The organism is Kluyvera sichuanensis (genome assembly GCF_040930405.1).
Taxonomy (GTDB): domain Bacteria; phylum Pseudomonadota; class Gammaproteobacteria; order Enterobacterales; family Enterobacteriaceae; genus Kluyvera; species Kluyvera sichuanensis.
In genome coordinates, this window is the sequence record NZ_CP162271.1 from 4,270,735 (window position 1) to 4,291,545 (window position 20,811).

The 20,811-nt window shown below is 55.3% G+C and carries 22 protein-coding genes; 17 read left to right on the forward strand and 5 right to left on the reverse strand.

What is annotated here, in order from left to right; translation table 11 throughout:
• Positions 1–169: 169 nt before the first annotated feature.
• From mpl to AB2B48_RS20475, 4 genes are all read left to right on the forward strand, one after another.
• Positions 170–1,540: a UDP-N-acetylmuramate:L-alanyl-gamma-D-glutamyl-meso-diaminopimelate ligase gene (gene mpl / locus AB2B48_RS20460; protein WP_368300023.1), complete on the forward strand. Its 1,371-nt coding sequence runs from the start codon at positions 170–172 to the stop codon at positions 1,538–1,540.
• Between the two features lie 190 nt (positions 1,541–1,730).
• Positions 1,731–2,252, forward strand: coding sequence for a GNAT family N-acetyltransferase (locus tag AB2B48_RS20465; protein WP_368300024.1), 522 nt, complete (start codon positions 1,731–1,733; stop codon positions 2,250–2,252).
• A gap of 194 nt (positions 2,253–2,446) precedes the next feature.
• Positions 2,447–2,782: a hypothetical protein gene (locus AB2B48_RS20470; protein ID WP_368300025.1), complete on the forward strand. Its 336-nt coding sequence runs from the start codon at positions 2,447–2,449 to the stop codon at positions 2,780–2,782.
• Positions 2,783–2,854: 72 nt separating this feature from the next.
• Positions 2,855–3,190: a hypothetical protein gene (locus AB2B48_RS20475; protein WP_368300026.1), complete on the forward strand. Its 336-nt coding sequence runs from the start codon at positions 2,855–2,857 to the stop codon at positions 3,188–3,190.
• Positions 3,191–3,244: 54 nt separating this feature from the next.
• Here AB2B48_RS20475 and AB2B48_RS20480 read toward each other — a convergent pair whose 3' ends face one another.
• Entirely contained in the window at positions 3,245–3,667 is a 423-nt protein-coding gene (locus tag AB2B48_RS20480; RefSeq protein ID WP_368300027.1) for a DUF2628 domain-containing protein, read from the reverse strand.
• A gap of 179 nt (positions 3,668–3,846) precedes the next feature.
• A complete protein-coding gene (gene yjgA, locus AB2B48_RS20485) occupies positions 3,847–4,398 on the reverse strand; it encodes a ribosome biogenesis factor YjgA (RefSeq protein WP_185669140.1) in 552 nt (183 codons plus the stop codon).
• 106 nt (positions 4,399–4,504) lie between these two features.
• Here yjgA and pmbA point away from each other — a divergent pair, with 106 nt between their 5' ends.
• The 13 genes from pmbA to AB2B48_RS20550 all read left to right on the forward strand — a co-directional run bounded on the left by pmbA (position 4,505) and on the right by AB2B48_RS20550 (position 16,024).
• The gene (pmbA, locus tag AB2B48_RS20490) at positions 4,505–5,845 is read left to right on the forward strand and encodes a metalloprotease PmbA (protein WP_368300029.1); all 1,341 of its coding nucleotides are present in this window, start codon (positions 4,505–4,507) and stop codon (positions 5,843–5,845) included.
• 60 nt (positions 5,846–5,905) lie between these two features.
• Positions 5,906–6,292: a cytochrome b562 gene (gene cybC, locus AB2B48_RS20495; RefSeq protein WP_333499736.1), complete on the forward strand. Its 387-nt coding sequence runs from the start codon at positions 5,906–5,908 to the stop codon at positions 6,290–6,292.
• A gap of 105 nt (positions 6,293–6,397) precedes the next feature.
• The gene (locus AB2B48_RS20500; RefSeq protein ID WP_368300031.1) at positions 6,398–6,916 is read left to right on the forward strand and encodes a DUF2726 domain-containing protein; all 519 of its coding nucleotides are present in this window, start codon (positions 6,398–6,400) and stop codon (positions 6,914–6,916) included.
• A 372-nt stretch (positions 6,917–7,288) separates the two neighbouring features.
• Positions 7,289–7,627, forward strand: a complete 339-nt coding sequence (locus AB2B48_RS20505) for a glycine dehydrogenase (RefSeq protein WP_368300033.1) — start codon at positions 7,289–7,291, stop codon at positions 7,625–7,627.
• A 10-nt stretch (positions 7,628–7,637) separates the two neighbouring features.
• Entirely contained in the window at positions 7,638–8,000 is a 363-nt protein-coding gene (locus AB2B48_RS20510) for an SFCGS family glycine-rich protein (protein ID WP_004206501.1), read from the forward strand.
• Positions 8,001–8,002: 2 nt separating this feature from the next.
• Positions 8,003–8,302: a DUF4312 family protein gene (locus AB2B48_RS20515; RefSeq protein ID WP_035892752.1), complete on the forward strand. Its 300-nt coding sequence runs from the start codon at positions 8,003–8,005 to the stop codon at positions 8,300–8,302.
• 21 nt (positions 8,303–8,323) lie between these two features.
• A complete protein-coding gene (locus tag AB2B48_RS20520; RefSeq protein ID WP_185669144.1) occupies positions 8,324–9,100 on the forward strand; it encodes a DUF4311 domain-containing protein in 777 nt (258 codons plus the stop codon).
• A 12-nt stretch (positions 9,101–9,112) separates the two neighbouring features.
• Positions 9,113–9,757 (forward strand): DUF4310 family protein, encoded by a 645-nt coding sequence (locus AB2B48_RS20525; protein ID WP_035892755.1) that lies wholly within the window; start codon positions 9,113–9,115, stop codon positions 9,755–9,757.
• A 42-nt stretch (positions 9,758–9,799) separates the two neighbouring features.
• Positions 9,800–10,933 (forward strand): amidohydrolase/deacetylase family metallohydrolase, encoded by a 1,134-nt coding sequence (locus AB2B48_RS20530; protein WP_368300035.1) that lies wholly within the window; start codon positions 9,800–9,802, stop codon positions 10,931–10,933.
• On the forward strand, positions 10,917–12,035 hold the full coding sequence (locus tag AB2B48_RS20535; protein WP_333012842.1) for a DgaE family pyridoxal phosphate-dependent ammonia lyase: 1,119 nt from the start codon (positions 10,917–10,919) through the stop codon (positions 12,033–12,035). Before AB2B48_RS20530 ends, AB2B48_RS20535 begins: the two co-directional genes overlap by 17 nt.
• The gene (locus tag AB2B48_RS20540; protein WP_368300036.1) at positions 12,032–12,772 is read left to right on the forward strand and encodes a 2-dehydro-3-deoxy-phosphogluconate aldolase; all 741 of its coding nucleotides are present in this window, start codon (positions 12,032–12,034) and stop codon (positions 12,770–12,772) included. The genes AB2B48_RS20535 and AB2B48_RS20540 overlap by 4 nt, the downstream gene beginning before the upstream one ends.
• A 167-nt stretch (positions 12,773–12,939) precedes the next feature.
• Complete coding sequence (locus tag AB2B48_RS20545; RefSeq protein ID WP_220439613.1) at positions 12,940–14,091, forward strand: lactonase family protein; 1,152 nt, start codon at positions 12,940–12,942, stop codon at positions 14,089–14,091.
• 22 nt (positions 14,092–14,113) lie between these two features.
• A complete protein-coding gene (locus AB2B48_RS20550; RefSeq protein WP_368300039.1) occupies positions 14,114–16,024 on the forward strand; it encodes a BglG family transcription antiterminator in 1,911 nt (636 codons plus the stop codon).
• Between the two features lie 17 nt (positions 16,025–16,041).
• Here AB2B48_RS20550 and nrdG read toward each other — a convergent pair whose 3' ends face one another.
• The 3 genes from nrdG to treC form a co-directional block, all read right to left on the reverse strand.
• Entirely contained in the window at positions 16,042–16,506 is a 465-nt protein-coding gene (gene nrdG / locus AB2B48_RS20555) for an anaerobic ribonucleoside-triphosphate reductase-activating protein (RefSeq protein ID WP_333499728.1), read from the reverse strand.
• A 108-nt stretch (positions 16,507–16,614) separates the two neighbouring features.
• Complete coding sequence (gene nrdD / locus AB2B48_RS20560; protein WP_333499727.1) at positions 16,615–18,753, reverse strand: anaerobic ribonucleoside-triphosphate reductase; 2,139 nt, start codon at positions 18,751–18,753, stop codon at positions 16,615–16,617.
• A gap of 394 nt (positions 18,754–19,147) precedes the next feature.
• Positions 19,148–20,791, reverse strand: a complete 1,644-nt coding sequence (gene treC, locus AB2B48_RS20565) for an alpha,alpha-phosphotrehalase (RefSeq protein ID WP_368300041.1) — start codon at positions 20,789–20,791, stop codon at positions 19,148–19,150.
• Between the last annotated feature and the right edge of the window lie 20 nt (positions 20,792–20,811).

A 20,811-nucleotide genomic window follows, 5' to 3' on the forward strand; every position in this document is an offset into this window, starting at 1 on the left:
TCCCTGACAGTGGATGTTGAGTAAAACGACTGCAACAATATTAACAAAGAATAAAAAAAATTCGCACTGGTGAATCGCGCCAGCAAACTACGGAATATCCTTAAATGCGTTTCTCTGCTGGCAAACATATGGGTAAAATGCGGAGCAGATAAAAAAAGGATAGTGACGTATGCGCATTCATATTTTGGGTATTTGTGGCACCTTCATGGGCGGTCTGGCGATGCTGGCTCGCTCGCTGGGTCATGAAGTCACGGGTTCGGATGCCAATGTGTATCCCCCGATGAGCACGCTGCTTGAAAAGCAAGGCATTGATTTAATTCAGGGTTATGACGCAAGTCAGCTCGACCCGCAGCCGGATCTGGTGATCATCGGCAACGCCATGACGCGCGGTAACCCGTGCGTAGAAGCGGTGCTGGAAAAGAACATTCCGTATATGTCCGGCCCGCAGTGGCTGCACGACTTCGTGCTGCGCGATCGCTGGGTTGTGGCGGTTGCCGGTACCCACGGCAAAACCACCACTGCCGGTATGGCGACCTGGATCCTTGAAGAGTGCGGCTACCAGCCGGGCTTCGTGATCGGCGGCGTACCGGGGAACTTCGAGGTTTCCGCGCGTCTGGGCGACAGCCCGTTCTTCGTGATTGAAGCCGATGAATACGACTGCGCCTTCTTCGATAAGCGCTCCAAATTCGTGCATTACTGCCCGCGTACGCTGATCCTCAACAACCTTGAATTCGATCATGCGGATATCTTCGACGACCTGAAAGCTATCCAGAAACAGTTCCACCATCTGGTGCGCATCGTTCCGGGCCAGGGCCGTATCATCCTGCCGGAAAACGACGCCAACCTGAAACAGGTGATGACAATGGGCTGCTGGAGCGAGCAGGAGCTGGTGGGCGAGCAGGGCCACTGGCAGGCGAAAAAACTCAATACCGACGCCTCCGAGTGGGAAGTACTGCTCGACGGTGAAAAAGTCGGTGAAGTGAAGTGGGGCCTGGTCGGCGAACACAACATGCATAACGGCCTGATGGCGATTGCCGCCGCGCGTCATGTTGGTGTGACGCCAGCCGATGCCGCCAACGCGCTGGGCAGCTTTATCAACGCCCGTCGTCGTCTGGAGCTTCGTGGTGAAGCCAACGGCGTTTGCGTTTATGACGACTTCGCGCACCACCCAACGGCTATCCTCGCGACGCTGCAAGCGCTGCGCGGCAAAGTGGGCGGTACCGCGAAAATCATCGCCGTGCTGGAACCGCGCTCGAACACCATGAAAATGGGCGTCTGCAAAGACGACCTGGCGCCGTCTCTGGGCCGCGCGGATGAAGTGTTCCTGCTGCAGCCGCAGCACATTCCGTGGCAGGTCGCGGAAGTGGCAGAAGCCTGCGTGCAGCCTGCGCACTGGAGCGCTGACGTAGACGCGCTGGCCGATATGATTGTGAAGAGCGCCGAGCCTGGCGACCATATTCTGGTGATGAGTAACGGCGGCTTCGGCGGCATTCATCAGAAACTGCTCGACGGGCTGGCGAAGAAAGCGCAGCAGGAGTAATTCGCTGATGTTGCGCTGAGCGGGTTGCCCCCTCACCCTAACCCTCTCCCCAAAGGGGAGAGGGGACCGCCCGGTTTTCTCCCTTACCATACGAGCAGAAGGCACGGACGGTTTTCTCCCTCGCCCCTTTGGGGAGAGGGCCGGGGTGAGGGGGGCTCGCTCGATATAGCCCTTTCCCCGGAAACCAAAAATGCTCACCGCCAAAAAAATCACCACCACCGACTCCGTCCTTTTCCCCTCACTAGACACCCTTTACACTCACGCCTTCCCCTGGCACGAACAGCGCGAACTCCCCGCTAAACAACGCGCACTTAACTCCCCGCACTACGCGCTGGAAGCGTGGTTCGATGGTGAACAGTTTATTGGCATGAGTGGATGCTGGGCGTTCGACGGCTACGTCTATATTGAACATCTGGCGGTCGACAGCAGCCTACGTTCCCAGGGTTACGGCAAACGTCTGCTGGGGCAGATCCTCGAGCGTGCGCCGAAAACCATTCTGGAAATCGACCCGCTGACCACCGAGATAGCCCACAAGCGTCTGCGTTTCTATGAAAGCATGGGATTCTTCGCCAACCCGTGGCCGCACGCGCACCCGACCTACCATGCCGGCATCGCCGATCACGAACTGATCGTGCTGAGCTACCCGCAACCGATTGACGAAGGGCAGTACCAGCGCTTCAACTATGATTTGTGCCAGATTGTGATGGCATGAAAAAGCGTACAGCCCGATAAACGTAGCGCTATCGGGCTGCTTTGTGACAGAGTCAGCACCGTATAAAAACAATCCTTTCATCACACATTACTGATAATTTTAACGACGCCATATTTTTCATCGTGGTTTTATCTTTACAAAATAAGCAATGCCGTGCAGCATCGTATTGTTTTTCAATATCAAGGAGATGTTGGGTGGATATATCACTGAGGCGAATGTTGAAGAAGATAAATAAAGCCGAAGTCGTCAGCGCCTCTTTCTGGTCCGTCATTTTTAGTATTCTATTTTCGCTTCTGCTCTATCTTTTAATATTTATTGGCGAAAAGTATGATTTGAACGATGGGCCTATAAGCGTTGTCGGCTATATTATTGCATATTCTATTCCTGTCTTATTGATTTTTGGCAGCGTGGTGAGTTTTATTTGTATGGTTTTACCCTCTTACCGATTAGAATCATTTCTTATATTTATATTATCAGTGCTGGTAGTTGTTGGTCACATTATTGCATTTATTATGTTGCTAACCTGGTAACTCATAGCATCATCAATGACTTTCTCACCGGTAATTATTGCGCATAATCATCTTTATATAAAGGAAATTAAAGTGGATATGTCACCATGGCGAATATCTAAAGAGAAAAGTAAATCAGTAATGGTCAGTATTGCCATGTGGTCATGCATTACCAGCATTCTTTTTTTATTACTAATGATTCTCTTGATTTTCATTGGTAGTAAATATGGCTGGAATGACAGTACGCTCGAAACCATTGCTATCATTCATTTTCCAATCATATCATTATCGCTGATGGTGGGGTTATGTATGAGTTTTGCTGGCGTCATATCCCCCTATTGTAGATTGAAATCATTCTTTGTACTGGTTTTATCATTGTTGTCAATGATGGCTGATATCTTTATTTTCTTTCTGGCGTGTAACCTTTGAATGTCAAATGGCAGGGGGGAATGTCCCCGCCCTGCCATACCAAGAACTGTCTGGTTAAGACAGTTCATATGCACTGGCTTTGGTCATTCCCTGGAGAGGGTTCCAGCTATCAATTTCTTTCACAGTCTGAAGATAATATGCAGCATTAACTGACATACCACAGAAAATGGCATATGAAATATTTATTACTCTGTAGAGATATGATAGATTTACATCCAGAATATATTCTAAAAGCATGATGATGGTGGTGAGGATTATAGATGAAAATAATAGTACTAACCCTTTCTTCCATAACCCAAGAATACAGAAATAGATAAAGCCAAAGAAAAAACCGTAGAAGTTAAAGTTAAAACGACCGCGCTTTGACCATCGAAGAGTTTTTAGTTCCTCTCTATAGGATGTCGAACCAGGTAAGCCATAATTATTAAAGAAATCGAAACGATCGCTCCATTTTTGACTAAGTTTATCACTTGCCATAATTAATCCTTTAATTGTTAGTGTTCCCTCGAAATATTAACACCAGGAAAATTAAGTCGTCAATTAATATGGGGTGATTGAAAATATGGGGCGATATACATTCATTGTGGGAATATAAAATAATATGCGTTCAACTGATAAAAATACCTCTTTCAGAGAAAGAGGTATTTTACTGACGCTTAGTCCTGGTGTTCGGACAGCTCGCGCAGATACTGGAAGATCTGGCGGGAAGATTTTGGCGGCTTGTTGCCGGCTTTTTCTTTCCTGGCGTTACGCACCAGCGAACGCAGTTGCTGACGGTCGGCGTCAGGCCACAGGTTCATCACTTCTTCGATGGCTTCATCGCTACCGTCAACCATACGGTCACGCAGCTGTTCCAGTTTATGGAACACAACAACCTGTTGGTTGTGGCGGTTTTTCAGCTTATCCAGCGCCTGACGGAAAGGTTCTACGTCACGCTGACGCAGCATTTTACCAATCAGCTGCAGCTGGCGGCGGCGGCCTTCCATCTTAATACGCTGCGCCAGTTCAATGGCGGCGCGCAGGTCGGCGTCCAGCGGGATTTTATCCAGCGCGTTCTTACCGAGCTCAACCAGTTCTACCCCAAGCTTCTTCAGCTCTTCGGCATCACGTTTAATTTCACTCTTGCTGACCCAGATAATTTCATCATCTTCGTCTTCGATATCATCACCGGGGACGTCGTCGAGCCAGTCTTCGGGCTGCTTTGTCATTTCAGGCTCCTTAAAAAAGAGGCTAATACTAACAGCTTGAGCGCATACTGAGAAAGGGTTCTCTGTTAGACTTCATTTAACTTTACCTCAGATTATGGCTTAGACGATGAAAGTGATCACACAAGTTGCACAACAACGTATTGCGCTGGAAAAAGCGGTCTCTATGGCGCTGGAACTGGCAGCCACTCAATCAGACGGCGCGGAAGTGGCGGTCAGTAAAACCACCGGCATCGGCGTAAGCACCCGTTATGGTGAAGTCGAAAACGTCGAATTTAATAGCGACGGGGCGCTGGGGATTACCGTCTATCACCAGAACCGTAAAGGCAGCGCATCGTCCACCGACCTGAGCCCGGATGCTATCGCTCGTACCGTGCAGGCGGCGCTGGATATCGCGCGCTACACCTCGCCGGACCTGTGTGCTGGCGTGGCAGACAAAGAACTGCTGGCCTTTGAAGCCCCGGATCTTGACCTGTTCCACCCGGCGGAAGTCTCCCCGGATGAAGCCATCGAAATGGCGGCTCGCGCAGAGCAGGCTTCGCTGAAGGCTGATAAACGCATTACCAACACCGAAGGCGGCAGCTTTAACAGCCACTACGGCATTAAAGTCTTCGGCAACAGCCACGGCATGCTGCAAAGCTACTGCTCGACCCGTCACTCCCTGTCCAGCTGCGTGATTGCCGAAGTGAACGGCGACATGGAGCGTGACTACGCCTATACCATCGGCCGCGCGCTGAGCGACCTGCAGTCCCCTGAATGGGTCGGTGAAGAGTGCGCGCGTCGCACCCTGTCTCGCCTGGAGCCGCGCAAGCTCTCCACCATGAAGGCGCCGGTGATTTTCGCCAACGAAGTGGCAACCGGGCTGTTTGGCCACCTGGTGGGCGCGATTGCTGGCGGCTCGGTTTACCGTAAATCGACCTTCCTGCTGGACTCCCTCGGCAAGCAAATTCTGCCGGAATGGCTGACCATTGAAGAGCATCCGCATCTGCTGAAAGGGCTGGCGTCGACGCCGTTTGACGGCGAAGGCGTGCGCACTGAGCGTCGCGACATCATCAAAGACGGCGTGCTGACCCAGTGGCTGCTGACCAACTACTCCGCGCGTAAGCTGGGCCTGAAGAGCACCGGCCACGCGGGCGGCATCCACAACTGGCGCATTGCCGGTCGTGGCCTGAGTTTTGAAAAGTTGCTTAAAGAGATGGGCACGGGTCTTGTCGTGACTGAACTGATGGGGCAGGGTGTTAGCGGCATCACCGGCGACTACTCTCGCGGTGCATCCGGCTTCTGGGTTGAGAACGGCGAAATTCAGTATCCGGTGAGTGAAATCACCATCGCTGGCAACCTGAAAGACATGTGGCGCAATATGGTCACTATCGCCGACGATATTGAGACACGCAGTAACATTCAATGTGGTTCCGTACTGTTACCGGAGATGAAAATCGCCGGACAGTAATCACGTATTGGGCGCATCCTGCTGCGCCCGTTCGCTTAAATAATAAAAAGGAAGTGAGCAATGCGTAAAAAACTGGTTGCGATGCTGGCGGTCTCCGCGCTGGCGCTGGGTTCGGCTTCTGCCTTTGCTGACCTGGGCGAAGATATGGACACCCTGGCGGAAAATCTGCAGGTCGTGCAGAAGACCACCGATGCGGGTGAGCTGAAAGCGGCGCTGACGAAGATGCGTACCGCAGCAGAAGATGCTAAAAAAGAGACCCCGCCGAAGCTGGAAGGCAAAGCGGCTGACAGCGCAGAAATGAAAGACTATCACCATGGGATGGATACGCTGATTGGTCAGATTGACGGTGCGCTGAAGCTGGCGAACGAGGGCAAAGTGAAAGAAGCCCAGGCCGCCGCGGAAGATTTCAAAACCACCCGCAACGAGAACCACAAGAAGTTCCGCTAATTATTATCAAGGCGGTGATTTTTACCGCCTTTTCCATTATTCTTTTCCCATGATGACTTTTAATAATTAATTATTTGTTTGGTGAATCGATGGGGCTTTTATTTAATGGAATATATATTATTTTTATTTATAATTGTACTGATTGTTGTTTTGCTAGTTAATAAAAAGCCGGCAAAAAAATATCAGATAAAGTTTAATAAACCTGAAAGTCAACTCGATATTGTGGCTCGGAGCGACTTCCATAAAAATAAATTAATGAATAAAGATGAGTATGGTTTGTTTGCTCGACTAGAACCGATGCTTAAGAGCAACCATCCTGGCTACCGCCTTTTTGCACAGGTTAGCATGGGGGAATTTGTCGGTTCAACTGACAGGAGTGCATATGGCTGCGTTAATAGTAAACGTGTCGATTTCGTTATTATCTCGCCCTATGGCGAACCAGTCGTTGTGGTAGAATATCAGGGGAGTGGCCATTATCAGAACGATTCCATTCAGCGGGATGCTGTAAAAAAGGAAGTATGTCGTAAAGCCGGGATTGTTTATGTTGAAATCATGCCGAAATATAGCAGTCGTGACCTCGACAATGTATTGCTTCATATTCCTGCTCGTAACACCTCTATTTAATTACCACCCTGCATCAATTTTGATATAGGGCGAAATATTTTCACCCTATATCTTAGCGCAGCGGGCTTACTGCCTGATTGCTACTGTCTTACCCGATAAGTACCTGCCCTTTTAGTCCGATACAAATTCCGAAAAACTTCACCGATATCACACTTTTCACCTTCGTTTTGCCATTCGCCTTTCCAATGACCTTGTCCCTTAGACGTGACATTCATCACGCGAATATATCGAAATCGTTACTTTCGTGGCGAATATGTGAATCCGATCACTCAAGCCGTCTACCTTTCCACTTCGAAGTGGAAAACAACTCGCTACAAACTCCCATCCCCCGGCGTTAGGTTTATCCCCAGAGACATTAGCGGGGTAACACGAGTGAATAACGGAGCGGTAATACACGACGCAGGGGAGCTGGCGCTACAGACCGAACGGCTGGCCGACAAGATGTTGCAGCAGGTGTTCGCACTGTTACGCCGCCGCGATATCACCCCTAACGACGTGCAGGAGCAAATGCTGACCTCCCACGTGCGGGCCATGGCCCACCGGTCCATCAGCGGCGAGCCGCTGCCGGAAGTGGATGAAAGCCTGTTTGAAGAGATTTCTGACGATTCAATGATGCTTGCCCGCGAAGTGGTCGCGGAGTTCGGCAACCTGCCTGATGAAGAGGCCTGGCTGCTCTCCGTTCACTTCGAAGTAGCAAAAGACAACCTGTAAGGAGCAACAAATGGAACAGATCACCGTAGTAATTGGCGACCGCCTGGGTAAAGGACAAAAAGTTGCCGCTGGCGCGGAAAAAGCCGGTGCTCGTGCAGTTGTGGTACCGGGCGTAGCCGCCGACATGAAGCTGGGCGACATGATGAAGGCCGAAAACGCGACCTTCGGTATCTCCTTCTGCGGCAGTGGCGGTGCGGGTGCTATCACCGCGCAGACCAAATATGGCTACAAAGCGAAATACGGCATGCGTTCAGTGGAAGAGGGCGTCACCGCCATTAACGAAGGCTGCAACGTGCTGGGCTTCGGCTTTATGGACAAAGAAGAGCTGGGTGAACGCCTGGTAGAGGCCTGGAAGAAGAAGTACGGCGCTTGAGTATGAAAGAGCAATTCACCACCACGGTGAGGGTCACGGGCAAAGGCGAGAGCAAAACACGGGCGTTCGCCGATGCCCTGAACCACGTGCAGGCAGCGGTGATGAAAACATCATCGCGCATCTTACTGCGTATTGAGCCACAGGATGTGCAGGTTGTTCATGCGCGCGAAGCGGTACGAAAAGAGGCGTTCTTATTCTTCTTTTTACGCCGTGAACGACGAGCGTACAGCGTGGAGCTGGACGTGACCGTCAACGTGACCGCCATCGATATCGATAAAGTGGATTTCGTCACGCAAACCTGATTTTCACCAAAGGGTCATACTATGTTCCTGATAATTTTAATAAAATCGCTCATTATCGGCGGTCTGGTTGGCGTCGGCGTGGGCGCCGGAGCGGCACGCATGTTTCACGCGCCCACCACGCAGGGGATGGGGGCGTTTCGTACGTTGGGCGAGCTGAACTCCTGCGAAGGCGATCCGGCTTCCCACTTCTCCTTTGGCCTCGGCTTCTTCTTTAACGCCTGGGCTTCTTCCGTCGCAGCAGGTTCCTTCACCCAGGACGTTGACCACCGCATTATCCCGAACTGGGGCGCGGCGGCACTGATGGTGAAAAATCGCAACGTCGGCGAGACGCTGCATAACCCACGCAAAATGGCGATTGCCTGCGGCATTATCGGCATGATCGTGGTGGCCTTCCTCAACCTGACGGCCTCTTCCGTACCGCAGGCGCTGCAGGTCACCGCCGTTAAGGTACTGGTTCCGGCAGCCAACCTGCTGGTGAACACCGTCATGCCGGTTATTTTCTGGCTGGCAGCGATTGATGCCGGTAAGAAATCAGGCTTCTGGGCCACCATCTTTGGCGGCGCAGCGCAGCTGATTATGGGTAACGCCGTACCGGGCCTGGTGCTGGGTATTCTGATTGGTAAGGGTGTTGAAGAGAGCGGCTGGCATCGCGTCACCAAAGTGATGATGGGTGCGATTATTGCACTGTTCGTCCTGAGTGCCTTCTTCCGCGGCTTCGACATGAAGATGATTGAATCCTTCCACCTGACCGTACCGAACTGGCTGGATCTGATCCACAGCTCAATCAGCGGCAAATAACGGGAGCCTGACATGGAACAAAATAAAGGTTTTTGGTATGCCGACTGGTCGTTCCCGATCTTCGTTGGCCTGCTCTCCTCCGGCGTGTTCGCCGGGACGCATATGTACTACCTCTACGGCATCGGCGCTTTCAACGAAGTGGCCTTCGTGGCGATGCTGAAAGCCGGGATTGATACCGGGGCTTACGGTGCCGTTGCCGCGTTCGGCGCGAGCTTCCTGTTCGCCCGTATCATCGAAGGTTCGCTGGTGGGCATTCTGGACATCGGTGGCGCGATCCAAACCGGCGTGGGCCTTGGGGTTCCAGCGCTGCTGCTGGGCGCGGGCATCATGTTCCCGGTGACCAACTTTATCGCCTCCCTGATTACCGGGCTGGTGATTGGTCTGGCGATTGGCTACATCATCATCCTGGCGCGTAAGTTCACCATCAACCAGAGCGACTCCACCTACGGGGCCGACGTCATGATGGGCGCAGGTAACGCCTCCGGCCGCTTCCTTGGCCCGTTGATTATCCTCAGCGCCATGACCGCCTCGATTCCTATCGGCGTGGGCTCGCTGATTGGCGCGCTGATTTTCTATGTCTGGCAGAAGCCGATTACCGGCGGCGCTATTCTCGGCGCGATGCTGCTGGGTTCCATCTTCCCGGTAGCGATTAGTTAAACCCTGCGGGCGCTCTGGCGCCCGTCTTAACAGGAGAGAGATATGTTTGATTTACTCCTGCGCCGTGCGCGCCTCGTCGACGATACCCTGACTGATATCGCCATCAAGGACGGTTCAATCGCGGCGCTGGGCGAGATTAGCGCGCCTGCCCTGAAAACCATTGAGCTGGACGGCAAATACTACGCCAGCGCCGGTTGGATTGACTCCCACGTCCATTGCTACCCGAACTCACCGATTTATCACGATGAACCGGACAGCGTCGGTATCGCCACCGGTGTCACCACCGTGATTGATGCTGGCAGCACCGGGGCCGATGACGTGGACGATTTCTACCAGTTGACCCGCAAAGCGGCGACCGACGTCTATGCGCTGCTCAACATCTCCCGTGTGGGGCTGATTGCCCAGAACGAACTGGCCAATATGGCCAATATCGATGCGGAAGCGGTGAAACAGGCGGTGGCGCGCCACCCGGACTTTATCGTCGGCCTGAAAGCGCGCATGAGCAGCAGCGTGGTCGGCGAAAACGGCATTACCCCGCTGGAGCGTGGCAAAGCCATCCAGAAAGAAAACGGCGACCTGCCGCTGATGGTGCACATTGGCAACAACCCGCCAAACCTCGATGAAATTGCCGAACTGCTGAGTTCCGGCGACATCATCACCCACTGCTACAACGGCAAACCGAACCGCATCCTGACGCCGGAAGGCGAACTGCGCGGCTCTATCGTGCGCGCCTTAAAGCGCGGCGTGCGTCTCGACGTCGGCCACGGCACCGCCAGCTTCAGCTTTGAAGTGGCCCGCCGGGCGATTGCGATGGGGATTCTGCCACACACTATCAGCTCCGATATTTACTGCCGTAACCGCATCGACGGCCCGGTACGCTCGCTGGCGCTGGTGATGTCGAAGTTCCTCGCCATCGGTATGTCGCTGCCGCAGGTTATTGACTGCGTCACCGCCCATGCCGCCGACGGCCTGCGCCTGACCCGTAAAGGGCAACTGGCGGTGGGGTATGACGCGGACCTGACGCTGTTTACCGTTGCCCAGACCCCAACGGTGCTGGTGGATGCGGAAAAAGAGAGCCTTCAGGCTGACAAGATTTTGCTGCCGCTTGCCGCGATTCGCGCGGGCAAGGGCTATCTGACCGAACAAGGGAGTGCGGAAAATGCCTTCGATTTTTGAGAAATACGATTTAAAACAGGTGATTAACACCTCCGGCCGTATGACGATTCTCGGCGTCTCTACGCCGCGCCCGGAAGTGGTGGAAGCCGCGATGGCGGGCATGAACCAGTACTTCGAAATGAAAGATCTGGTGAATAAAACCGGCGCCTACATTGCGAAGCTGCTGGACGTAGAAGGGGCGACCGTCGTCTCCTGCGCCTCCGCCGGGATTGCGCAGTCGGTGGCGGCGGTGCTGGTAAAAGACAGCGACTGGCTGCTGGAAAACCTGCACGTTACCCCGATTGAAAACAACGAAATCGTGCTGCCGAAAGGCCACAACGTCAACTTCGGCGCACCGGTCGGCACCATGGTGGCGCTGGGCGGCGGCAAGCTGGTGGAAGCGGGCTACGCCAACGAATGCTCTGCCGACCAGCTGGCGGCAGCTATCACCCCGCGTACTGCGGCCATTCTGTACATTAAATCTCACCACTGCGTGCAGAAAAGCATGCTCAACGTGGCGCAGGCCGCGGCGGTCGCGCGCAGCCACAATCTGCCGCTGATTGTTGATGCGGCGGCGGAAGAAGATTTACAGGCCTACTACCGTGCGGGCGCGGATCTGGTTATCTACAGCGGCGCAAAAGCGATTGAAGGGCCGACCAGCGGGCTGGTTATCGGTAAAACCCAGTACGTGGAGTGGGTCAAACGTCAGTCGAACGGCATTGGTCGTGCGATGAAAGTGGGCAAAGAGGGCATTCTTGGCCTGACCTGCGCCATCGAACATTACCTGACGGCGACCAAAGAGAGCGGCGAAGAGATGGTGGCGAAAATGACCCCATTCATCGACGCGCTGAATACGCTCAACGGCGTGACCGCCCGCGTGGTGTGGGACAGCGCGGGCCGCGATATTGCGCGCGCCGAGATTAAATTTGATGAAGCCGTGACCGGCGTCCACACCGGCGACCTGGTGGCGGCGCTGAAGCAGGGCGAATACGCCATTTACTTCCGCGGCTACAAGGCCAACGAAGGCATTATCGAAGCCGATGTCCGCAGCGTGGATGCGCAGCAGCTGGAGATTGTCTCCCGCCGTATTGCTGAAGTCTTAAACCAGGAGAAAAAAGCATGAAACTGACCCCAAACTTTTACCGTGACCGCGTCTGCCTGAACGTTCTGGCAGGCAGCAAGCAGAACGCCAGCGAGATTTACGAAGCGGCGGAAGGTCATGTGCTGGTGGGCGTGCTCTCCAAAAACTATCCGGACATCGCCAGCGCGGTGGCCGATATGCGTGAATACGCAAAGCTGATTGATAACGCACTGTCTGTCGGCCTGGGCGCGGGCGACCCGAACCAGTCGGCGATGGTCAGCGAAATTTCCCGCCAGGTGCAGCCGCAGCACGTTAACCAGGTCTTCACCGGCGTTGGCACCAGCCGCGCGCTGTTGGGGCAGAACGAGACCGTGGTCAACGGCCTGGTATCGCCAACTGGCACCGTCGGTATGGTGAAAATCTCCACCGGCCCGCTCTCCAGCAACGCGCCGGACGGCATTGTGCCGCTGGAGACTGCCATTGCCCTGCTGAAAGATATGGGCGGAAGCTCGATTAAATACTTCCCGATGGGCGGCCTGAAGCATCGCGATGAGTTTGTGGCGGTGGCAGAAGCCTGCGCGCGCCATGATTTCTGGCTGGAACCGACCGGCGGCATTGACCTCGACAACTACGGTGAAATCCTGAAAATTGCGCTGGATGCTGGCGTTAGCAAAATTATCCCCCATATCTATAGCTCGATTATTGATAAGGCGAGCGGGAATACGCGTCCGGCGGATGTGCGTCAGCTGCTGGAGATCACGAAACAGCTTGTTAAGTAGTACGATTGTCCCCCTCACCCCGGCCCTCTCCCCATAGGGGAGAGGGAGAAAACCTACCGTGCCTTTTGCGCCGTACGTGCGTAAACGTACCGAACGGTTCCCTCGCCCCTCTGGGGAGAGGGTTAGGGTGAGGGGGAAAACCCCCACCGAACCATCAAGGAGTCACCATGCCAACCGCTCGTCACCTGCTTGTTGCTTCACTCTCTCTGCTTGCCGCCAGCGCCGTCGCGCAAACCCAGTACGCCTGGGTGGGAACCTACAACCCTAACGGCGAAGGTCTGTATCGCTTTACCGTCGATGGCAAAACCGGCGATCTGCGCGATAAAGCGCTCGTCAGTTCGCTGCCGAACGTCGCGCAGCTGACCGTCAGCCAGGATGGCAAAACCCTGTACGCCGCCAGCGAAGTAGAAAAAGGCGTGGTGCAAGCGTGGCGCATTGCCGCGAGCGGCGAGCTGAGCGAGCTGAATCAGGTGGCTTCCGGCGGCGCGGGCCCGGTCTATCTCTCGCTGACGCCAGATGGCCGCCACCTGCTGGTGGCGAACTACGTGAGCGGCTCGATTGCCGTCCTGCCGGTGAAAGAAGACGGCAGCCTGGGTGAGGCGGTGGATGCGCATCAGGATCAAGGCCCTGCGGGCGCAGCACGGCCGGCTGCGGCGGTTGAAGGCAGCTTTGCCGTCAGCGATCATAACGGCCCGCATGCCCATATGATCTCGGCCGATCCCAGCGGGAAGTTTGTCTTTTCGACCGATCTGGGGCTGGACAGGATCTATCAGTACCGTATGGACAGCGCCAGCGGCAAGCTGACGCCGAACGACCCGCCGTTTATCGCCGCATCGTCCGCCGGGGCGGGGCCGCGACATTTTGTCTTCACGCCTGCCGGGAATGGACTATGGTTGATTAACGAAGAAGCTTCCACGCTGACGTTTTATCACCTCGATAAACAGAGCGGACTGCTGCGCGAAGGGAAAACGGTCTCTGCCTTACCGAAAGAGTATAAAGGCACCAGCTTTGCCGCCGGTCTGGTATTAAGCCAGGACGGCAAACAGCTGTACGTCGCTAACCGCTTACACAACAGTATCGCCCACTTTACCGTGATGGCCGATGGCACCCTGAAACATCAGGATGACATCTGGACGCGTGGCGACTATCCGCGAACGTTAACGCTGGATAAGCAAGGGCACTGGCTCTATGTGATGAATCAGCGTAGCGACAATATCACCCGCTTTAGCGTAGCGCCGAAGGACGGAAAACTGACGTTCTCCCCGGACTACACCCCGGTTGGCAGCCCATCCCAGATGGTGATTTCTGCCACCCCTTAAGCCGTAACAGGAAGGAACCGACATGAGATTTCCCAATCAACGTTTAGCGCAACTCTTTACTCTGCTGCAAAACGAAACGCTGCCGCAGGACGAACTGGCGCAGCGCTTGTCGGTTTCGACCCGCACCGTACGCGCCGATATCACCGCGTTAAATGAGCTGTTGATGAATTACGGCGCGCAGTTTGTGTTAACTCGCGGCAGCGGTTATCAGTTAAAGATTGACGATCCTTCTCGCTATCAGACGCTGGAAGAGACCGCACCTAAGCCGCAGCATATTCCCCGCACCGCCCAGGATCGCATTCACTTCCTGCTGGTGCGTTTTCTGACGTCGGCGTTCTCCATCAAGCTTGAGGATCTCGCCGACGAGTGGTTTGTCAGCCGTGCGACGCTGCAGGGCGATATGGTAGAGGTACGCGAGCGCTTTCAGCGCTATCAGCTGACGCTGGAGACCCGCCCGCGCCACGGTATGAAGCTGTTTGGCAGCGAGGTGTCGATTCGCGCCTGTCTGACCGACCTGCTGTGGGAGCTAAGCCAGCAGGGGCCGCTGAACCCGATGATCCGCCAGGAGGCGTTTGATGATAGCGTGCCAGCCATGCTGGAAGCCGTGTTGGAGGAGACGCTGGTGCGCCATCATGTCCGTCTCACCGACGTAGGGGAGCGCTTTATTTGTCTGTACGGTGCGGTCGTTGCGCGCCGTGTCAGCGACGGTTACCCGCTGCCCGATTTCAGCGCCGAAGAGGTCGCGCAAAACGTGCGCGATGTCGCCCATGACGTGGCCAGCGCGCTGCAAAAGCTCACCGGGAAACCGTTCTCTCAGGCCGAAGAAGCCTGGCTGTGCGTGCATCTTGCCGCCCGCCAGGTACAGGACGTCGACCCGGAAACCATCAGCGCCGACGACGATGAAGCGCTGGTGAACTACATCCTGCGCTATATCAATCAGCAGTATAACTACAACCTGCTGGAGGACGCGCAGCTCCACGCGGACCTGCTGACCCACATTAAGACCATGATCACCCGCGTGCGCTACCAGATTATGATCCCCAACCCGCTGCTCGATAACATCAAGCAGCACTACCCGATGGCGTGGGATATGACGCTGGCCGCGGTTTCGAGCTGGGGGAAATATACGCCGTACACCATCAGCGAAAACGAAATCGGTTTTCTGGTGCTGCACATCGGCGTGGGGTTAGAGCGCCACTACAATATCGGCTACCAGCGCCAGCCGAAGGTGCTGCTGGTGTGCGATGCCGGTAACGCCATGGTGCGGGTGATTGAAGCCATTTTGCAGCGTAAATATCCGCAGGTGGAGATTGCCGCTACGCTGTCCCAGCGCGAGTACGAACAGCTGGAAAGCGTGAGCGAAGATTTTGTCATTTCCACGGTGCGTATCAGCGAAAAAGAGAAGCCGGTCGTCACCATTTCACCGTTCCCCACCGATTACCAGTTGGACCAGATTGGTAAGCTGGTGCTGGTCGACCGCACACGCCCGTGGATGCTGAACAAGTTCTTCGACGCCGCTCATTTTCGGGTTATCGATGGCCCGATGGACCAGCAGACGCTGTTTGCCGAACTCTGCCAGCAGCTTGAGCAGGAAGGGTTTGTCGACGAGGCATTCCACGCTTCGGTGGTGGAGCGTGAAGCGATTGTCAGCACCATGCTCGGCGATGGCATCGCGCTGCCGCACGCCCTGGGGCTGCTGGCGCAAAAAACCGTGGTCTACACCGTCATTGCCCCGCATGGCATCGCCTGGGGCGACGAAACCGCCCACATCATCTTCCTGCTGGCGATCAGCAAAAGCGAGTATGAAGAGGCGATGGCTATCTACGATATTTTCGTCACTTTCCTGCGCGAACGCGCCATGGCGCGCCTGTCGGCGACCCGCAGCTTTGATGAGTTTAAGGCGGTGGCGATGGAGTGCGTCAGCCGGTTTTGAGCGGCTGACGTAGGGGATTAACGCAGGTGGTGCACCACCTGATTACTGCTGCCGCGCCAGATAAGCGCCGGGTCTTTTAAGTCCTGCACAAATTTGCCGTCGACCAGCACGTTGATCAGATTCACGACTTCCCTCTGCGCAGCGTTCAGTTCGTCAATCTTGTAGCCGGTCCAGACCCAGATATCTTTGCCGGGGCATTCGGCGTGAATGCGCTGAACCAGTTTGAGAATTTCCGGTACGTTTTGCGGGTGCAGCGGGTCGCCGCCGGAGAGGGAAATTCCCTGGCGTTTGACGCGGGTGTCGTTCAGGTCGGCGATGATGCGGTCGGCCATCTCGGCGGTAAACGGCTGGCCGGAGTTCACGCGCCAGGTGCTCTTGTTGTAGCAGCCGGGGCATTCGTGAACGCAGCCGGAAACAAACAGCGTGCAGCGTGTACCCGGCCCGTTAACGATGTCGACGGGATAGTATTGATGGTAATTCATGTTCGCGTTCCAGATTTTCGGCCGGTATACGGTCGTGCAGCGTGCGGTAAAACGGTTCCCTCTCCCCTGAGGGGAGAGGGTTAGGGTGAGGGGACAAACCGCTCGAACTTAACCGAGCTGCCCGTTACCCAGGTGCTTAACGCGGCGTTTCACTTCTTCCTGCTTACCGGCGTTGAACGGACGGGCGTCCGGGCTGCCGAGGTAGCCGCACACGCGGCGAGTCACGGAGACGCGCGCGGCGTCGTGGTTACCGCATTTCGGGCAGGTGAAGCCTTTGCTGGTGCACTCGAACTCACCGGTAAAACCGCACTCGTAGCACTCGTCGATTGGCGTGTTGGTGCCGTAATACGGCACGTGCTGATAGCTGTAATCCCACACGTCTTCCAGCGCCTTCAGGTTGTGCTGAATGTTCGGGTACTCGCCGTAGCAAATGAAGCCGCCGTTGGCGATTGGCGGGTAGGCCGCTTCAAAATCAATCTTGTCGTACGGGTTCACCTTCTTCTCCACGTCGAGGTGGAAGCTGTTGGTGTAGTAGCCTTTATCGGTCACGCCCTCAACGAGGCCGAACTCGGCGGTGTCCAGACGGCAGAAGCGGTCGCACAGGTTTTCACTTGGCGTGCTGTACAGGCTGAAGCCGTAGCCGGTTTCGTCTTTCCACTGGTCAACGGCGTCGCGCAGACGCTGAACAATCGCCACGCCTTTCTCACGCAGCATTTCGCTGTCGTACATATGCTGGTTGCCGAACAGCGCGTTGATGGTCTCGTGGATACCGATGTAGCCCAGAGAAATAGACGCACGACCGTTTTTGAAGATTTCGGAAACGTCGTCGTCCGCTTTCAGACGCACGCCGCAGGCCCCTTCCATATACAGGATTGGCGCCACGCGGGCTTTCACACCTTCCAGACGGGCGATACGGGTCATCAGCGCTTTACGCGCCAGCACCAGACGTTCGTCCAGCAGTGACCAGAACGCGGCTTCGTCGCCTTTCGCTTCCAGCGCGATGCGCGGCAGGTTGAGGCTGATTACGCCGAGGTTGTTACGGCCATCGTGAACCTGTTCGCCGTCCTCGTTTTCCCACACGCCGAGGAAGCTGCGGCAGCCCATTGGGGTTTTAAACGAACCGGTGACTTTCACTACCTGATCGTAGTTGAGGATGTCCGGGTACATGCGCTTGCTCGCGCACTCCAGCGCCAGCTGTTTGATGTCGTAGTTGGCATCGCCCGGCTTGTGGTTCAGACCATCGCGAATGGCGAAGACCAGTTTCGGGAACACTGCGGTTTTGCGGTTTTTGCCGAGGCCCGCGATACGATTGCGCAGAATGGACTGCTGAATCAGGCGGGATTCCCAGCTGGTGCCGAGCCCGAAGCCAAAGGTGACGAACGGAGTCTGGCCGTTGGCGGTATGCAGCGTGTTCACTTCATACTCCAGCGACTGGAAGGCGTCGTAGCACTCTTTCTCGGTACGAGAACGGGCATACTCTTCCGCGTTCGGGATCTGCCACTCTTCAGCGGTTTGGCGATGTTTGTTGAAGCTGGCAGTGACAAACGGTGCCAGCACTTCATCGATACGGTTGATGGTGGTGCCGCCGTAAATGTGGCTAGCCACCTGTGCGATGATCTGCGCGGTCACTGCAGTCGCGGTAGAGATGGATTTTGGCGGCTCGATCTCCGCGTTGCCCATCTTAAAGCCCTGAGTCAGCATGCCTTTCAGGTCAATCAGCATACAGTTGAACATCGGGAAGAACGGCGAGTAGTCGAGGTCGTGGTAGTGGATAACACCGCGCTCGTGCGCCATCACCACGTCGTGCGGCAGCAGGTGCTGGCGAGCGTAGTGCTTAGCGACGATACCGGCCAGCAGGTCGCGCTGGGTTGGGATCACTTTACTGTCTTTGTTGGCGTTCTCGTTCAGCAGCGCCGAGTTGGTCTGCTCAACCAGGCCGCGAATTTCCTGGTTCAGACGACCGCGTTTTTCGCGCTGGCTGTCGCGGTCGTGGCGATATTCAATATAGGCACGCGCGAGCTGCTTGTACGGCCCGGACATCAGCTGGTTCTCAACGGCGGTCTGAATCACGTTGATATCAACCTGCGCCTGACCCTGCATTTGTTGGCTAACGATTGCTGCGACGGTGGCGCAATAGTCTGCGTCATCGACTCCCGCTGCTTTAGCTGCACGCAGAATTGCTTCTTTGATGCGCTCTGATTTGAACGGCACTTTACAGCCATCTCGTTTCATCACATGCGGTGTCATGATCACTCCAATTTTATAAGTACGTTATAAGAACAGGTTATCCACAGAGGCGGGAAAACGACGATTGGCGTAATCACTCCATTAACCAATACTTTCCCTCGTGTGCGGCCCAGGTTATCCACATACCGACTATCTTTTTGGTGATTATCATTGTTGCAATGATAGTCGATAAATACCATATGTTGGGCCGGGACGCATTTTAAGTTCTATATGTAGTGATTTGCATCAAAGATGTTTGCGCTTTTATTGATTCAGAACAAAGTAAAAATGCAAGAGTACAGATGGCAAGCGTTGAGGGTAATGTAAATTTTGCTGCTCAATAAGCGTCCAAAAAAGGACCGAAAAACAGCGTGATGCGAAGAAGCCCGGCAGCAGGGCGCTACCGGGGCGGGGGTTAACGTTGAAGCCACCAGATAGCTTCAAACGGACGCAGCGTCATGCCAGCAGGGGTGTCGTAGTTGCTCATCAGCACCTCGCCATCGGTGGAGCCAGCCGGTGGCTCCCAGGCCTGCGGCTCGCCGCTGAGGTTGGCGGCGACCAACAGCGTTTGTCCCTGCCACTGACGTCGGTAGCACCACAGCGACGGGTGCTCAGGCAGCAGATCCTGGTAGTCGCCCCACGTCAGCACCGGTTCGGATTTACGCAGCGCAATCAGCTGTTGGTAGGCGTAAAACACCGAATCCGGCTCTGCCAGCGCGCGTTCGGCGTTGATCTCAGCATAGTTATGGCTGACGCCAATCCACGGTTTGCCTTCGGTAAACCCAGCGTTAGGGCTGGCATCCCACTGCATTGGCGTGCGGCTGTTGTCGCGGGATTTGCTGGCAAGAATCGCCAGTAGCTCGTCGGCATCTCGCCCCTGCGCCAGCAGCTCGTTATACATGTTGTGGCTCTCCACGTCGCGGTACTGCTCTATCGACGTGAAGTGCGGGTTGGTCATGCCAATCTCTTCGCCCTGATAGATGTACGGCGTGCCCTGCATCCCATGCAGCACCATTGCCAGCATCTTCGCTGCGGTGACGCGGTGTTCACCTTCGTCGCCAAAGCGCGAAACAATGCGTGGCTGGTCGTGGTTACACCAGAACAGCGCGTTCCACGCCCGGTTGTGCATTCCCTGCTGCCAATGGTTAAACAGTGATTTCAGCGCCACGAAGTCCGGGCGCGCCAGCGTCCACTTCTCGCCGCCAGGGTAGTCCACCTTCAGGTGGTGGAAGTTAAAGGTCATCGACAGCTCTTTGCCGTCGAGAGAGGCGTACTGCTGGCAGTTTTCAAGCGTGGTCGAGGACATCTCGCCGACGGTCATCAGGCCGTGCGGCGTAAAGACATCGCGGCTGAACTCCTGCAGGAACTCGTGGGCGCGCGGGCCATCGGTATAGAAACGGCGGCCGTCGCCCTGATGGTCATCCGGGAAGCTCTGGTCTTTGGAAATGACGTTGATAACGTCGAGGCGCAGACCATCAACGCCGCGATCGGCCCAGAACTCACAAACCTTTTTCAGCTCGGCGCGTACCGTCTCGTTTTCCCAGTTGAGATCCGCCTGTTCGGTAGCGTACAGATGCAGATAGTACTGGCCGCTGGCCGCGTCCCACTGCCAGGCGTTGCCGCCAAACTTCGAGCGCCAGTTATTCGGCGGGGTGTCCGGCGTGCCGTCGCGCCAGATATAGAACTGGCGATAGGGGCTCTCTTTGTTCAGCGACGCTTTAAACCACGCGTGGTGAGTGGAGGTGTGGTTCAACACCATGTCGAGCACAATGCGAATGCCGCGCTGATGCGCCTCGGCAACCAGCTTGTCAAAATCGTCGATCGTGCCGTAAGAGGGGTCGATCTCGGTGTAATTGGCAATGTCGTAGCCGTTATCAACCTGCGGTGAAACGTAGAACGGCGTTATCCAGATGGCATCAACGCCGAGCTTTTGCAGATAGTCGAGACGTGAGGTGACGCCGCGCAGATCTCCCGTTCCGCTGCCGGTCGTGTCCTGGAAGCTTTTCGGGTAGATCTGGTAAATCACGCCGTTTTGCCACCAGTGAGGTAGTGTATTCATTCGGTTGTCCTCTAATAAGA

Excerpts from the sequence above, each read along its gene's own strand:
- AB2B48_RS20535 (WP_333012842.1), top strand. The coding sequence starts at position 10,917 with ATGCCTTCGATTTTTGAGAAATACGATTTAAAACAGGTGATTAACACC.
- AB2B48_RS20540 (WP_368300036.1), top strand. The coding sequence starts at position 12,032 with ATGAAACTGACCCCAAACTTTTACCGTGACCGCGTCTGCCTGAACGTT.
- AB2B48_RS20480 (WP_368300027.1), bottom strand. The coding sequence starts at position 3,667 with ATGGCAAGTGATAAACTTAGTCAAAAATGGAGCGATCGTTTCGATTTC.
- yjgA (WP_185669140.1), bottom strand. The coding sequence starts at position 4,398 with ATGACAAAGCAGCCCGAAGACTGGCTCGACGACGTCCCCGGTGATGAT.
- cybC (WP_333499736.1), top strand. The coding sequence starts at position 5,906 with ATGCGTAAAAAACTGGTTGCGATGCTGGCGGTCTCCGCGCTGGCGCTG.
- AB2B48_RS20530 (WP_368300035.1), top strand. The coding sequence starts at position 9,800 with ATGTTTGATTTACTCCTGCGCCGTGCGCGCCTCGTCGACGATACCCTG.
- treC (WP_368300041.1), bottom strand. The coding sequence starts at position 20,791 with ATGAATACACTACCTCACTGGTGGCAAAACGGCGTGATTTACCAGATC.
- AB2B48_RS20515 (WP_035892752.1), top strand. The coding sequence starts at position 8,003 with ATGAAAGAGCAATTCACCACCACGGTGAGGGTCACGGGCAAAGGCGAG.
- AB2B48_RS20550 (WP_368300039.1), top strand. The coding sequence starts at position 14,114 with ATGAGATTTCCCAATCAACGTTTAGCGCAACTCTTTACTCTGCTGCAA.
- AB2B48_RS20545 (WP_220439613.1), top strand. The coding sequence starts at position 12,940 with ATGCCAACCGCTCGTCACCTGCTTGTTGCTTCACTCTCTCTGCTTGCC.
- nrdG (WP_333499728.1), bottom strand. The coding sequence starts at position 16,506 with ATGAATTACCATCAATACTATCCCGTCGACATCGTTAACGGGCCGGGT.
- AB2B48_RS20525 (WP_035892755.1), top strand. The coding sequence starts at position 9,113 with ATGGAACAAAATAAAGGTTTTTGGTATGCCGACTGGTCGTTCCCGATC.
- mpl (WP_368300023.1), top strand. The coding sequence starts at position 170 with ATGCGCATTCATATTTTGGGTATTTGTGGCACCTTCATGGGCGGTCTG.
- AB2B48_RS20510 (WP_004206501.1), top strand. The coding sequence starts at position 7,638 with ATGGAACAGATCACCGTAGTAATTGGCGACCGCCTGGGTAAAGGACAA.
- nrdD (WP_333499727.1), bottom strand. The coding sequence starts at position 18,753 with ATGACACCGCATGTGATGAAACGAGATGGCTGTAAAGTGCCGTTCAAA.
- AB2B48_RS20520 (WP_185669144.1), top strand. The coding sequence starts at position 8,324 with ATGTTCCTGATAATTTTAATAAAATCGCTCATTATCGGCGGTCTGGTT.
- pmbA (WP_368300029.1), top strand. The coding sequence starts at position 4,505 with ATGAAAGTGATCACACAAGTTGCACAACAACGTATTGCGCTGGAAAAA.
- AB2B48_RS20500 (WP_368300031.1), top strand. The coding sequence starts at position 6,398 with ATGGAATATATATTATTTTTATTTATAATTGTACTGATTGTTGTTTTG.
- AB2B48_RS20465 (WP_368300024.1), top strand. The coding sequence starts at position 1,731 with ATGCTCACCGCCAAAAAAATCACCACCACCGACTCCGTCCTTTTCCCC.